Genomic DNA, 13,547 nt, shown 5'->3' with positions numbered 1-13,547 from the left:
TCTTGGGGAAGACACATGAACCGTCAGCTTATTACGTTTGAAGTCGAAGGCCAGACCTTCGGTATCGACATCATGGGCATCCGTGAAATCCGTGCCTGGTCGCCGACGACCCGCCTGCCACGCGTGCCGGATTTCGTGGCGGGTGTTGTCAACCTGCGCGGCATCGTGCTGCCGGTGATCGACCTGGCTGCGCGCCTGGGCTGGAACAAGTCCAAGCCCGGCGAGCGTCATGTGATCATCGTCACCGAGGTGAACGGCCAGCTCAAGGGCATGATCGTCGATGCGGTGCGCGATATCGTGACCTTCGACCAGGCATCGCTGCAGCCGCCGCCGACCACCGGCGACGAAGTCCTGCCGTTCCTTGAAGGGCTGGCCTCGCTCGATGACCGCATGGTCATGGTGCTGGATCTGGCCGCCCTGACGCATGAACTCGAATATCGCGACGCCGCCTGACGCCTTTAACCAATCATAATTTCAATTGAAGGGTTGTTACCATGACTACTGCCCGTGTCCTGATCGTCGATGATTCGATCACCATGCGCGCGCTTTTCTCCAGCGCACTGGAAAAAGACAAGAATATCCAGGTGCTGGGGGCAGCGCGGGATGTCATCGAGGCACGTGAGATGATGGCCGAGCTGCGGCCCAATGTGCTGACCCTGGACGTCGAAATGCCTGGCATGAACGGCATCGACTTCCTGGCCGAGCTGATGGCCGAACGGCCGATCCCCGTGGTCATGCTGTCCACGCTGACCCAGAAGGGTGCCGACGTCTCGCTGCGCGCGATCGAACTCGGCGCGGTCGACTGCTTCCCCAAGCCGCAGAAGGCAACGGCCGAGGAATTCGCCAAGATTTCGGGCAAGCTGTGCAAGACGGTGCTCACCGCTGCGCGCACCAACCTGGACGCGCGCCGCAAGTCCAAGGACGCGGTCGATATCAGCGCGTCGTACAACTATCGCTGGAACGGCCAGGTGCTGGCCATCGCCGGCGGCATGGGCTCGATCGACCCTGCCACCATGGCGGTCACCAGCCTGCCGACCAACTGCCCGCCGACGATCCTGTCGCTCGCCATCGACGAGGCCATTTCGACCTCGCTGGTCGGCAACCTGAACCGCGATTGCCGCGCCAAGATCAAGATCGCAGAAGACGGCGCGCTGCTGGAACCGGGCGTTGTCCATGTCGCCATCGACCCGTTCTACCATGTCGTGGTGGACAGCTGGCCCAACGGCCGCATCCGCCTGGTGGGCCGCGACCCGGTGAACGGCGCGCGTCCGTCCGCCGACCTGCTGCTGGCATCGCTTGCCAAGACCGTGGGTTCCAAGGGCATCGGCCTGCTGCTCTCGGGCGGCGGCGAAGATGGCGCAGCCGGCATGGCAGCGCTGCGCGGTGCCGAGGGCAAGTGCCTGCTGCAGTCACCCGAAACCGCCATCATCCCCGAAATGATCGGTGCGGCCATCGCCAAGGGCATCATGAATTTCGTGCAGCCCAATGCTTTCGGCAATGCCCTTTGCCCCGTGGATGAGGCGACACAGAATGCTGCATGACCGCATGGCCCTTCGCGTCATTGCGGACCTGCTGCGGTCGACCGGGGGGCTGACCGAGCGCGTGGGGTCCGCCCTGTGCGCCGATGCCGAGGTGATGTCCCGCAACATTACGCTGTTGCAGGACATCGACCTGCTGTCGCAACGGCAGATCGCGCTGGCCGACATCCTCGATTCGGACGATCTGGCGCACTCGCTGGCCACCTGCCGGCTGGAGTGGATCGCGAGCGCCTATCGCCCGGCCAATGATGCGTTCGGCGTGCCGGACGATGACGAGGATGACGTGCTCTTCAGCAACGCCTGACAGACCACGGACACCCATCGCGGGTGCGTTCGCCGCGCCGACCGGCGACCTATCGGGTCGGATAACCCCGCCATCGCTTGATCGTGCGGATGGCAAAGCTCGATCGCATCGAACTCACCCCCGGCAGGCGGGAGAGGCAATCGCGATGGATGCGGTCAAACTGCTCGAGGTCGTGCGCCGCGATCCTCAGGATATAGTCGGCGCTGCCCGCCATCAGATGGCATTCCAGAATATCGTCGAAATCCTCGACCGCCTGCTCGAACCGGTCCATCGCCTCTCGGCTCTGGCTGTTGAGCGTGATCTCGACAAATGCCTGCAGCTTGAGCCCCAGCCGCTGCGGATCGAGCCTCGCCGAAAATCCCATGATCAGTCCAGCCGCCTCGAGCGACTTGATGCGGCGCTGACAGCCGGATGTCGACGTGCCGACCTCCTCGGCCAGATCGGCCAGAGACCGCGATGAGTCGATTTGCAGAGCACTCAACAGGTGCCGGTCGATGCGATCCACAATACATCCCAAACTGAGCGCGATTCCTGGGAAAATTTATCACTTTTGCCGCACAAGTCCATCATCTTTGGTAAGATTGCTCTGGCTTCTTGAGATATTATCGAGCTCTATAAAAGTTTAGGAGGCTTCGATGCGTGTTGGCACTGTCAAGGAAATCAAGAACCACGAATACCGGGTCGGACTGACGCCCGAAAGCGCGCGCGAACTGGTCGCGCACGGGCACGAGGTCTGGGTCGAAGCAGGCGCCGGCAACGGCATCGGCGCTTCGGACGAGGACTATCAGGGCGCTGGCGCGATCATCAAGCCGACCGCGGCCGAGATCTTTGCCGAATGCGAAATGGTGGTGAAGGTCAAGGAGCCGCAGGCGGTAGAGCGCGCACAGCTGCGCAAGGGCCAGATCCTCTATACCTATCTGCATCTGGCTCCGGACCCGGAACAGACCGCCGATCTGGTGCAGTCGGGCGTCACCGCGATCGCCTATGAGACCGTGACCGGCGCGGACAATTCGCTGCCGCTGCTCAAGCCGATGAGCCAGGTCGCCGGGCGCATGTCGATCCAGGCAGGGGCCACCGCGCTCGAAAAGGCCAATGGCGGCCGCGGCGTGCTGCTGGGCGGCGTGCCGGGCGTGCTTCCGGCCAAGGTCGTCGTCATCGGCGGCGGCGTGGTCGGCTTCAATGCCGCGCAGATGGCAGTGGGCCTGGGCGCAAACGTCACCATCCTCGATCGGGACAATCTGGTGCTCGAACGTCTCGACAGCCATTTCGAGGGCCGCAGCCGCACGCTCTATTCGGGCAGCGCGGCGCTGGCCGCCGAGATTGCCGAGGCCGATCTGGTCATCGGTGCAGTGCTCGTTCCCGGTGCAGCCGCCCCCAAGCTGGTGACGCGCGAGATGCTCAAGACCATGAAGCCCGGCGCGGTGCTGGTCGATGTCGCGATCGACCAGGGCGGCTGCTTCGAGACCAGCAAGGCGACCACACATGCCGACCCGACCTATGTCGTTGATGGCGTCGTGCATTATTGCGTCGCCAACATGCCGGGGGCCGTGGCCCGCACCAGCACCTATGCGCTCAACAACGTCACCCTGCCGCACGCGCTGCGGATCGCCGACCTCGGCTGGAAGGGCGCGATGAAGGCCAACCCGCATCTTGCAGCAGGTCTCAACGTGCACGAAGGCCAGATCACCTATGAGGCGGTCGCCCGCGACCTGGGCTATGACTATGTCCCGGTCGCCTCGCTGCTGGATTGACGGAAACGGCCCCCGGGCACCGATCCTGTGCCGGGGACTCAGCGCATTTTTTCAGCGCGATATTGGAAAAGTTTGGGAGCGCGGGGGGTGTACCGCGCTCCCGGCTGATCGCACTGGTACGGGTCGCAAAGACCAGTGCAATCAACATCCTGTTGCTGTTTAGCGAGGCAGTGGGCCGGCGTCGCTGCGTGTGTGTAAGGCTCGCCCTGCGGGGTCAGCCGATCAGGGCTTCTTGGTCGAGCACCACAGGCGATAGACTTCGTGATAGCCGTCCGCGCAGGTTTCCTTTTCCTTCTTCGCGTAGATCTTGGGCGCAAGCGTGCCCATCGGCTCGCACAGCGAGGTATCGCCATCGGGCGTACGCCAGCCCGAGGGGCAGGCAACGGCGCGGTTGGGCTTGACGATGGTCTCGCGGTTCTGGCCCTGCGCAGCGGCGGGCACGTTCATGCTGGCGATCGCCATGCCCCCGATCAGCGCCAGATTGGCGAGCGACAGGCCGGCGCCGATCAACAGCTTGCGGGCATTCTGCGGGTTGGTCATCTTCGTCTCCTGTGTCGTGCAATTCACTGACACCAGGATTAGCCGCGGGATGCTCCTGCCCCCATCCCATGGTTTATGGCTCCCATGTCATGGGATATGCGCCAGATCACAGCCTGGCCGGGGATCACTGGCCGCCTTCGGATGGCAGCAGCGCGACGAACAGCAGATCGAGATCGCGGTCCGGCTCGTAATCGGTCTTGACCACCTCGAACCGGGTCGGGCTCACCTTGGTGAGGCCATCCATGCACAGGCTGACCAGCCGGTCGGGATAGCCCTTGTCCACGCTCAGGCGGAACCGGCCGATCCTGCCCTTCCAGTTGGCGCCGGGAGAGAGCTTGTAGCCGATCCAGTTTTCGAGCGGGATAACGCGGTCGTCGATCCTGCCCGAGGGCAGGTAGCGCTTGCGGTCGTAGCCGCGCAAAAAGGCCTGATCGACGCAATAGCGCGTCGCATATTCGCCAGAGGGGTCCAGCGTGTCGCCGCGGAATTCGCGGTCGAGCCCGCTGGCCACCGACCCGCCCTGGAACGGTCTGTAGCTGTGCTCGACGGTGATCGGCGCGCCCGGCTGAAAGGTCTGGGTGCGAACGAAACTGGTCGAGATCGTCCAGCCCGGACGGACATCGCCATCGCTCACACCATCGGTGGTGAGCAGACCTTCGGCGACGAGGGCGGACTTTTCATCGGCAGACAGCGCCTTCAATCGGTCGGCAAAGCCAGGATCCTTCCAGAACACGCTAGGCCAGCCCAGTTGCTTCAGGCGCGTGCCGACATCCACGCCCCTCACTTTGGCGATGTCGATCCGCATCAGGCCCGCAGCCTTGCCATCGACCAGAGTCTTCATCTCGATCGCATCCCAATCGGGATAGGCGGCCTCGATCCACTCGGGGTCGCGGTCCTCCAGCGGCACATCGGGCAGCGGAAAGGCGACCAGCAGCGTGATCGGGCGGTCGCTGTGATTGGTATAGCTGTAGCGCACGCGGACCGTGTCGAGCGACAGATACAGGTCCTCGCTGTCCATGCTGATCTGGTCGTTCTGCTCGAAGATCAATCCGCCCATCGCGATATGGGCTTCGGTATCGTTGGCCGAGACCGACAGCGGAGCGAGCGCCACCAGCGCCAGCGGCCAGAACAGCATGCGTGTCATCGAAATCCCCCTCATCGCTTATCCCGGCATCGCAATGGTCGAGCCTGGATGTCAACGCCATGCTCTCGTGCTGCGGGCATGAATGCTGCCCTGCAGAAGCTTAGCGCCGCGCGCCGTGCTGCTGAAGGCGCCATGGTGTGGCTCCCATGAAATCGGGACAGCGCCCAGAGTTTTGCCCTCTTTTCAAGCGCGTGCATTTCTTGCATCACACCCCCAATTCGGGGGGATGACGTGAACTGGGCTTGGGCGAGGGTAAACTGGCGCCAGCTGGGAAAGCTGGTGCTGATGATGGCGGTGGTACAGGCGGTCTACTGGCTGGCGATCGACAGGCCCCTGTTTCGCGCCGACCCCGGCGAGGCGCCGCCGATGGCGGATATCGGCGATGTCGAGGTGGCGCGCCTGGCCACACCCACGTTTGCCGCGGCGCGGACCGCACACTATGATCCGGTAGACCTGCCCTGGACCCATTGCTGCGACACTGCCGTTTTCGCGGTGCGCATGACCTTCACGATCGCGGACGTACCGCCGAACGGGCTCGGTATCGTCTCCTATCTGGAGGCGGACAACTACATGCTGGCAGTCAACGGCACGCCCATCGTGGCGCGCGGCGGAATGACGCCGGGCCGCGGCAGCTTCCACGGCCAGGTCCGGACGCTGACCAGAATTCCGTCCGGGCTGCTCAAGTCCGGTGCCAACAGACTGACCTATGTCACGCTGCGCGACGGATTTCCCTATACCGACCTGCTCGCCCCCAAGATTGCCGATTATGCCGCGCTTGAACGCTACACGGCGCGCAGCCTGTTCCTGGCGTCCAACTACCAGCTGCTATCGGGCGCTCTGCTCGGGCTGCTGGGGGTGATCGCGACGATCATGGTGTTCCGATCCGACGACTGGCGCTTTGCCGCCTGGCTCAGCCTGCTGTGCGGATCGTTCGTGGCCTTTTCGATGTATTTCCTCTGGCTCGATCCGCCGTTCGATGGCTGGACCAGGATGTTCGCGTTCTTCGCCATCTCGCAGATGATATCGGCCGCGATGCTGTGCTTCATCGACAGCTGGACCGGCCGCCCCATCCCCTGGCTGCAGCCGGTCACGATGCTGGTGTATCTCGCTGCCGTGGGTGTGATCGGCTGGTATATCTACCGCGTGCCGATGCCCGAAGGGTTCGATGTGCCGACGATGATCTGGATCTGGCACCTGATGGCCTCGGCGGTCGCGGTCATCGCACGGCTGCTGTGGCATTTCGCCACAACGGCCGAGGACCGGTTGCTGGAGAGCGCGCTGATCACGGTCATGGCAGCGTCGCTGATGATCGATGCCAGCGCCGCCTGGTTCCCCGAACAGCATCTGCCTGCGGGCAATGTGCGCAACTCGTCGGTCTTTCTGCTGCTGGCGATGACCACCGCGTTCCTGGCGCGCAACTTCCGGCTGTTCCAGTCGCAGGGGGCCTTGAACGCCATGCTGCAGGCCAAGGTCGAGCAGCGCGAGGCGGAGCTCGCCGAAGCGGCGCAGCGCGAACAGGCGCTGATCCGCCAACAGGCCTTCGACGAGGAACGCCGCCGGATCATGCGCGACCTGCACGATGGCCTGGGCAGCCAGCTGATGTCGATCATGCTGTCCGCACGGGTGGGCGTTGCAGAACCTGCGGTGGTGGCCGAAGGGCTGCAATCGGTGATCGACGAGATGCGGCTGATGGTGGATTCGATGGACTCGGTTGGCGAATCGCTCGGTTCTGCGCTCGCGACATTCCGTGCGCGCGTGCAGCCGCGCGTCCAGGCGGTGGGCATCGCATTCGATTGGAGCGAGGACGACAGCATCGGCGCGATCAGCGCTTATGGTCCGCGCGATGTGCTGCAGATCTTCCGGGTGCTGCAGGAGGCGGTGACCAACGCGCTCAAGCATGCCGGATGCAGCCGCATCGCGGTGTCGGCCGCACGCACCGGTGACGTTTTGGTGCTGGAGGTGGCAGACGATGGCAAGGGCATGGCCTCGCCGTCCGCAGCCGGGCGCGGCCTCGGCAACATGCAGGCGCGGGCGCAATCGGTGAACGGCACGGTGGGCATCCTTCCCGGCGCCGAGGGCCGCGGTACGCGGATCGTGCTGACGCTGCCGCTGGATCAGGCGGCAGCGGTGGCGGCGTGACATCCCATATCATGGTATCTTCGCGCCGCGCGCAATCCGTCCGATACTGAGCCGATGAGCGAGTCGCACCCTCCCGTCCCCCCTGCCCCTGTCCCTGCCAGTGCCCCTGCCAGTGCCAGTGCCAGCGTCCCTGTCCGCATTGCCGTTGTCGAAGACGACCCGATGGTGCGCCAGTATTTCCAGAGCATCATCGCGATGCAGCCCGGGTACGAGATCATCGGCATGGCACCCGATCTGGCCAGCGCCGACGCGCTACTGGACCAGTCGCCCGACCTGTTCCTGCTCGATATCGGCCTGCCCGATGGCGTCGGCTACACGCTCGTCCCGAAGATCAAGGCCCGCTGTGGCGCTCGGGCGCTGATCATCAGCACCTTCGGCGATCGTGACACCGTGGTGAAGGCGATCCAGGCGGGTGCGGATGGCTATCTGCTCAAGGACAGCAGCCCGGCGGTGATCCTCGACGGCATTGCCGCGACGCTCGATGGCGGGGCGCCGGTCAGCCCCTCGGCGGCGATCTACTTGCTGGGCTTCCTGCGCGGCGGCCCAGAGCCAGCGAGCCCAGGCCCGGCCTCGCCCGAACACCGGCTCTCCGCGCGCGAGACCGAACTGCTGCAGGCCTTCGCCAAGGGACAAAGCTACAAGGAGGCCGCGCGCACGCTGGCCATCTCGCCACACACGGTCGGCACGCACGTCAAGTCGATCTACCGCAAGCTGGAGGTCAATTCGCGCAGCGACGCCATTCGCGAAGCGCAGCGCACCGGGCAGGCGTGAGCGAGCGATGGCGATCCATCCCCAGCTGCCGTTCGATGATGCCCCCACGCCGCAGGACCCGCTGACCGCGCTCGTCGAACGCTACCGGCATCTCACCCAAGCCGTCATGCCCCTGCTGGCGCGGGGCGAGCGCAGCGATTGGCCGGTGCGCAACGACCATTGCTTTCAGCGGATCGTGCTGGACACCGTGTGCGGCGGGGTGTGGTACGACCATCTCGCTCGCCCGGCGCACAGCCACCTCAACGCCGATGAGGCGCAGCGTGCGGTCGAGCTGTGCGAAGCCATCATCGCCGGCGATGTCGATCTGGCGCAGTTGAACCGGCAGTCGCTGGTGTGGCGCGGCAAGGTGCGCAATCCTGGGGCGAGGTGACGCAGAAGAAGCGTCCGCCCGGCGCGGATTACTTGTACACCTCGCGGCGGTCCGAAAACGCGCGCACGCGCTTGCGCCAGGCGCGATAGCTGCCCGGTTTCAGCGTCCGGCGCATCAGGGCCTTGACCTCGTCCGGCCCCAGCCCGTGCAGCGCCTTGATGCTGTCGAAGCTGGTGAAATCGCTGAGCGCCATCTCCACGATCTCGCCAATCATCGGGGGGGTCAGATCGGGTTTGGGCATGGTGTCTCCGAATGGAACCGGTCCGGCTGCACCCCAAGCAGGGCAGAAGACCAGTGCCAGACTCCGCCGCCCGGGCAAAGCCCCGCTGAGCGGCGCCGACCTCTCGCCCTGCAACGAGCGATCGGCATGATTGGCTCATCTAGGGTTCACCAGCCGCGCCGCGGCGCGCCCGGCAAGCTTGCCCAGCGTGGTTGCGGCCAACAGGCCATTGCCGGCGAGATAGCCATCGGCTCCGTCGCCGGAAATCCCGCGGGCCGCTCCGCCGCCGGCAAACAGATTGGGAAACGGCGCGCCGGTCTTCGCAACGACGCGTGCATCGCGATCGACCACCAGGCCACCCTGGCTATGAAACAACGCCCCCGTCACCTTGGCGCCATAAAACGGTCCGGTCAGCACGGGCTTTCCAGTAAAGTCGCGGCCGAACGGGTCGGTCGCCCGGCCCTCGACCATGGCCGCCACCTGATTGACCGTCCGGCCGAGAGCATCGGCGGGTAGCTTCAACCGCGTAGCGAGTTCGGCCACGCTGGCTGCACTGACAACCGCACCGGCCGCCAGGGCATCGCGATAATCGTCGAAATCACACATCAGACGGTGCAGCCGTTCATCGAAGATCGACCAGGCGACATGGCCCGGTTGCGCGTTGACCTTCGCCGCCTGCTCGGAATAGCCCAGGGCCTCGTTCGAAAAACGCAGGCCATCGCCGTTGACCTGAAATCCGCCTTCCATGATCAGTGGCCACAGGATCGGCACGCCATGGCCTGCCGCCAGCCCACCATGCCCCTGATACGCGCCAAGATCCGCCGTCTGCGCGCCGATCTGATCGGCCCAGCGCAACGCATCGCCCTTGTTGCCCGGGTGACCGTGAAAGACCGCGTTGGCCATTTCGGGGATCAGCCGGGCCACCAGATCGGCCGCGCCGGCATAACCCGAACAGGCGAGGATCAGGGCCTCGCACCCCACCCATTCCACACTCCCATCGGGACGTTCGAACGAGACGGCGGTGGCCCTGTCGCCATCGAACCGCAGATCGCGCACCGTCGAATCGGTCAGGATGGTGACCCCCGCATCGGCGCAGGCCGATTCGAGTGCCGCCATCAGTTCACCTCCGGTCCGGTTCGGGGTCCCATACATCCGCCGGGCGCTGTGGCCGGGATAGGTAAAGCCATCGACCAGCGCGAGCGGCACGGCATGGCGATCGCGCAACCAGGCGATGGTATCGTGCGATTCAGTCGCAAGATGCAGCGCCAGATCCAGATCCGTACGGCTTTTGGTCTTTTTTGCAATGTCGGCGGTGAACTGTTCTGGCGAATCGACGATGCCGCGGGCCGCCTGTTCGGGCGTGCCCGATGCAGGGATCAGTCCGGTCGACATCGCGGTCGATCCGAGGGGGGTCGAATCGCGTTCAAGCACGAGCACGTCCACCCCCGCGTCGGCGGCCGCCAGCGCCGCGCACAGACCGGTCCCGCCAGCACCGATCACGACGATGGGAAAAGTTTCTTCAGACATCCGTTTAAACCCTCATTGCGGCCTGCAGTCAGTCGGATCTCCGCCCGACATAGGCCCAGCCTCGTGTCGCGCGGTCTCGTTGTTCGAAGGCATCGATAGCATCGGCTTCGAGCAGCGTCAGCGCGATCGGATCGAGCCCCTCGATGAGCATCCGGCGCGCCTCGGCATCAATTTCGAAAGGCCAGACCTGGCCGCCGCCCGATACGGTGCAGGTCTGGATATCGACGGTGATCGGAGCGTCGATCCGCGCGATCGGCCGCGCATCCAGCGCCACCGGCACGATGCCGTTGCGCAGGCAATTGCCCCGGAAAATGGGATTGAACTTGGCAGCGATCACCGCCCGAAAGCCATAGTCTTCCAGCGCCCATGCGGCGTGCTCGCGGCTCGACCCACAGCCGAAATTGTCGCCGCCCAGCAAGATGCATGCGTCGGCATAGAGCGGATCGTTCAGCACGAAATCGGCGTTGGGTGTTCGCGAATCGACGTCATCATAGCGCCAATTGGCAAACAGCCCCGCCGCAAGCCCCTGCTTGGACACGCTGCGCATCTCGCGCGAAGGAATGATCGCATCGGTATCGATATTGTCGCGGATCAGCGGAACCGCGCGCGAGGTCACCGAGGTGAAGGCTCTCATGCCAGGGCCTCCGCACGCAGGGGGGGCAGGTCGCGCGGCAGCGCGATCCGCCCCAGCACCGCAGACGCCGCCACGGTCGCGGGCGATGCGATGTGCGTACGTGTACGCTGCCCCTGGCGGTTTTCGAAATTGCGGTTGGTCGAACTGATAACCCTCTGCCCGGCGCCGAAGCTTTCGCCGCCGGCAAAAAAGCACATCGAGCATCCCGGCTCGCGCCATTCGAAGCCGGCACCGATCAGGATCGTGTCGATCCCCTCGGCCTCGGCGGCCCGCTTGACCTCGCCCGATCCCGGCACGCAGATCGCACGCACCCCCGGCGCCACCTGGCGCCCACTGAGCACGGCTGCTGCTATGCGCAGATCGGACAGGCGAGCATTGGTACAGGACCCGATAAAGGCCGCATCAATCGGCAAGCCGGCAATCTCTGCCCCCGATCCGATGTCCATATAGTCGCGTGCTCGCGCATCGCTGTCATCCCCGGTCACAGGTACCGCGCGCCCCACCGCAAGCGATTGGCTCGGGCTGGTGCCCCAGCTCACCATCGGGGCGACCGCGGACGCATCCAGTCGCAACTCCCTGGCAAAATGTGCATCGGGGTCCGAATGCAGGTGCTGCCAGCTTTCCATCGCGTCGACCCATCTAGCCCCTTCGGGCGCATAGCTGCGCCCCTGCAGATAGGCATAGACCTTGTCATCGGGTGCGATGATCGCCGAGAATGCGCCCAGTTCGGTCGCCATGTTGCACAAGGTCATGCGCGCCTCGACATCGAGATCGCGAACCGCTTCTCCGGCATATTCAAGCATGTACCCGCGAGCACCTGCCGATCCGATCGTCGCCACGATATGCAGCGCCAGATCCTTGGCGCTGACGCCGTCGCCGAGGGCGCCGTCGATGACGATGCGCATGTTGGCCGGGCGTGATACGCGCAGCGTGTTGGTTGCCAGCGCATGTTCCGCTTCGCTGGACCCGATCCCCCAGGCGAGCGCACCCAGCGCCCCTTGCGTGCAGGTGTGGCTGTCGGGACAGACCAGCGTCAGCCCCGGCAGCACGATGGCCTGTTCGGGCGAGATCACGTGGACAATCCCCTGTCGCGGGTCGCCCAGGTCGAACAGGGTCACGCCCGCTGCGTGCGCGGCCGCCCGTGTTTCCACGATGAATTGCTTTCCTGTCGGCATGATCGTGTCATCGCCGCGCCCCGGCAGGGTATCGACGACATGATCCATGGTCACGAACACCCGCGAAGGATCGCGAACCGCGTGGCCGGCCTCGGCCAGACTCTTGAGCGCAATCCCACCGGTGCGTTCGTGCAGCAGGATGCGGTCGATGGCGATCAGCCCGGTCGTCTCGTCGAGATCGCGGACAAGATGGCTTGCCCACAGCTTGTCGAACAGCGTCAATCCGGCCACGGCCTTACCGCCGCGTCTGGAGAAGCTGGGCATTATGCTCACCCGGCCTGGGCAAGTCATAGGCAATGCCGGCGCGCTGACCGTCGATTTCCAGCGGCAGCGCTGGCAGGCGCGTGATCGTGCCGTCCGCGAGCGTCAGGCTGACAAGACTGCCGTGCGCGTTGAGATGCACATCGTCCACCAGCTCGTCAGGACGCACGATCGGCGCGAAAGGCAGGCCGATGCGCTCCAGCCGCTCGACCAATGTCGCCCGGTCCATCCCGGCAAACAATGCCCGCACCACGGGCAGCAAGGCATCGCGCGCCTCGACCCTCTGGTTGTTGGTCGCATAGCCCGGATCGGAAGCAAGGTCCGCCAGATCGAACGCCTGGCAGAACTTGATCCATTGTCCATCGCTGACAACCCCGACGAACAGCTGCTCGTCAGGGTGCCGAGTATCGAACACATCATAGATGGCCCAGGCGGAAATCCGCACCGGCATCGGCTGGGCTGCCTGACCTGTCACGTCCTTCTGCGCCATGTGCTGGCCCACCAGAAAGGCGGTCGTCTCGAACAGGCCGCAGCTGATCTGCGCGCCCTTGCCGGTGCGATGACGCTGCTCAAGCGCTGCAAGAATGCCGATCACGCCAAACATCCCGCCGGTGATATCCACCACCGACGAGCCCGCGCGCAGCGGCCGTCCTGGTGGTCCGGTCATATAGGCGAGCCCGCCCATCATCTGGGTAACTTCGTCGAGCGCCGTGCGATCCTCATAAGGCCCCGAAAGAAAGCCCTTGGCCGAACAGTAGATCAGCCGCGGATTGAGCGCCGACAGCGCCGCATAGCCCAGCCCCAGTCGGTCGAGCGTGCCGGGTCGGAAGTTCTCGACCACGATGTCGGCATCGCGGCACAAATCGAGCGCAGCAGCGAGATCCAGATCATTCTTGAGGTCCAGGCACACGCTGCGCTTGTTGCGATTGAACATCGGGAAATAGCCCGCGCCCGACCCGAGCAAGCTGCGGGTGCGATCGCCGCCAGGGGGTTCGATCTTCACCACGTCAGCACCCAGATCGGCGAGAATCACGCCGACCGAAGGCCCCATGACCATGTGTGTGAATTCGACGACGCGTAGACCGTTGAGCTGGCCCAGGGTGCTGCCCTGCGCGTGGTCCGGTCCATTTTGCCCATCCATATCTGCCGTCTGTCCCCAGTTTTATTTGATAT

At 64.7% G+C, this 13,547-nt stretch carries 15 protein-coding genes; 7 read left to right on the top strand and 8 right to left on the bottom strand.

Features of this window, described 5'->3' with window-relative positions; genetic code table 11:
• The first annotated feature begins 15 nt into the window (after positions 1–15).
• Genes LI72_RS12935 through LI72_RS12925 form a run of 3 tightly spaced genes read left to right on the top strand, consistent with a single transcriptional unit; the run spans position 16 to position 1,842 of the window.
• Entirely contained in the window at positions 16–453 is a 438-nt protein-coding gene (locus tag LI72_RS12935; protein ID WP_033926166.1) for a chemotaxis protein CheW, read from the top strand.
• Positions 454–494: 41 nt separating this feature from the next.
• Positions 495–1,541: a chemotaxis protein CheB gene (locus tag LI72_RS12930; protein ID WP_052129795.1), complete on the top strand. Its 1,047-nt coding sequence runs from the start codon at positions 495–497 to the stop codon at positions 1,539–1,541.
• Positions 1,531–1,842: a hypothetical protein gene (locus LI72_RS12925; RefSeq protein ID WP_033926165.1), complete on the top strand. Its 312-nt coding sequence runs from the start codon at positions 1,531–1,533 to the stop codon at positions 1,840–1,842. Before LI72_RS12930 ends, LI72_RS12925 begins: the two co-directional genes overlap by 11 nt.
• A 49-nt stretch (positions 1,843–1,891) precedes the next feature.
• On the opposite strand, the gene LI72_RS12920 is transcribed toward LI72_RS12925, so the two are convergent.
• Complete coding sequence (locus LI72_RS12920; protein ID WP_033926164.1) at positions 1,892–2,347, bottom strand: Lrp/AsnC family transcriptional regulator; 456 nt, start codon at positions 2,345–2,347, stop codon at positions 1,892–1,894.
• Between the two features lie 130 nt (positions 2,348–2,477).
• Here LI72_RS12920 and ald point away from each other — a divergent pair, with 130 nt between their 5' ends.
• Entirely contained in the window at positions 2,478–3,593 is a 1,116-nt protein-coding gene (gene ald, locus LI72_RS12915; RefSeq protein ID WP_033926163.1) for an alanine dehydrogenase, read from the top strand.
• Between the two features lie 222 nt (positions 3,594–3,815).
• On the opposite strand, the gene LI72_RS12910 is transcribed toward ald, so the two are convergent.
• Together LI72_RS12910 and LI72_RS12905 are read right to left on the bottom strand one after the other, a co-directional pair.
• The gene (locus tag LI72_RS12910; protein WP_033926162.1) at positions 3,816–4,133 is read right to left on the bottom strand and encodes a hypothetical protein; all 318 of its coding nucleotides are present in this window, start codon (positions 4,131–4,133) and stop codon (positions 3,816–3,818) included.
• Positions 4,134–4,257: 124 nt separating this feature from the next.
• Entirely contained in the window at positions 4,258–5,277 is a 1,020-nt protein-coding gene (locus tag LI72_RS12905) for a DUF4424 family protein (protein ID WP_033926161.1), read from the bottom strand.
• Between the two features lie 231 nt (positions 5,278–5,508).
• Here LI72_RS12905 and LI72_RS19095 point away from each other — a divergent pair, with 231 nt between their 5' ends.
• Genes LI72_RS19095 through LI72_RS12890 form a run of 3 tightly spaced genes read left to right on the top strand, consistent with a single transcriptional unit; the run spans position 5,509 to position 8,557 of the window.
• Complete coding sequence (locus tag LI72_RS19095; protein WP_052129794.1) at positions 5,509–7,416, top strand: sensor histidine kinase; 1,908 nt, start codon at positions 5,509–5,511, stop codon at positions 7,414–7,416.
• A 54-nt stretch (positions 7,417–7,470) separates the two neighbouring features.
• Complete coding sequence (locus tag LI72_RS12895; protein WP_081984907.1) at positions 7,471–8,187, top strand: response regulator; 717 nt, start codon at positions 7,471–7,473, stop codon at positions 8,185–8,187.
• 7 nt (positions 8,188–8,194) lie between these two features.
• Entirely contained in the window at positions 8,195–8,557 is a 363-nt protein-coding gene (locus LI72_RS12890) for a GCN5-related N-acetyltransferase (RefSeq protein WP_231562468.1), read from the top strand.
• A gap of 28 nt (positions 8,558–8,585) precedes the next feature.
• Here the strand turns inward: LI72_RS12890 and LI72_RS12885 are convergent, their stop codons facing one another.
• The 5 genes from LI72_RS12885 to LI72_RS12865 form a co-directional block, all read right to left on the bottom strand.
• Positions 8,586–8,798 carry a DUF2805 domain-containing protein gene (locus LI72_RS12885; RefSeq protein WP_033926159.1) on the bottom strand — a complete coding sequence of 71 codons (213 nt, stop codon included), beginning with the start codon at positions 8,796–8,798 and terminating at the stop codon, positions 8,586–8,588.
• A 135-nt stretch (positions 8,799–8,933) separates the two neighbouring features.
• Complete coding sequence (locus LI72_RS12880; RefSeq protein WP_033926158.1) at positions 8,934–10,304, bottom strand: FAD-dependent oxidoreductase; 1,371 nt, start codon at positions 10,302–10,304, stop codon at positions 8,934–8,936.
• 28 nt (positions 10,305–10,332) lie between these two features.
• Positions 10,333–10,938 carry a 3-isopropylmalate dehydratase small subunit gene (leuD, locus tag LI72_RS12875; protein WP_033926157.1) on the bottom strand — a complete coding sequence of 202 codons (606 nt, stop codon included), beginning with the start codon at positions 10,936–10,938 and terminating at the stop codon, positions 10,333–10,335.
• The gene (locus LI72_RS12870) at positions 10,935–12,377 is read right to left on the bottom strand and encodes a 3-isopropylmalate dehydratase large subunit (protein ID WP_052129793.1); all 1,443 of its coding nucleotides are present in this window, start codon (positions 12,375–12,377) and stop codon (positions 10,935–10,937) included. The genes leuD and LI72_RS12870 overlap by 4 nt, the downstream gene beginning before the upstream one ends.
• On the bottom strand, positions 12,349–13,515 hold the full coding sequence (locus LI72_RS12865; protein ID WP_052129792.1) for a CaiB/BaiF CoA transferase family protein: 1,167 nt from the start codon (positions 13,513–13,515) through the stop codon (positions 12,349–12,351). Before LI72_RS12865 ends, LI72_RS12870 begins: the two co-directional genes overlap by 29 nt.
• Positions 13,516–13,547 lie beyond the last annotated feature (32 nt).

Origin of the sequence: Sphingomonas sp. 35-24ZXX, assembly GCF_000786215.1 — a bacterium.
In the GTDB taxonomy this organism is placed as follows: Bacteria; Pseudomonadota; Alphaproteobacteria; order Sphingomonadales; family Sphingomonadaceae; genus Blastomonas.
Note: the sequence above shows the minus strand (reverse complement) of the source record. Positions and strands in the feature narration are given on the sequence as shown.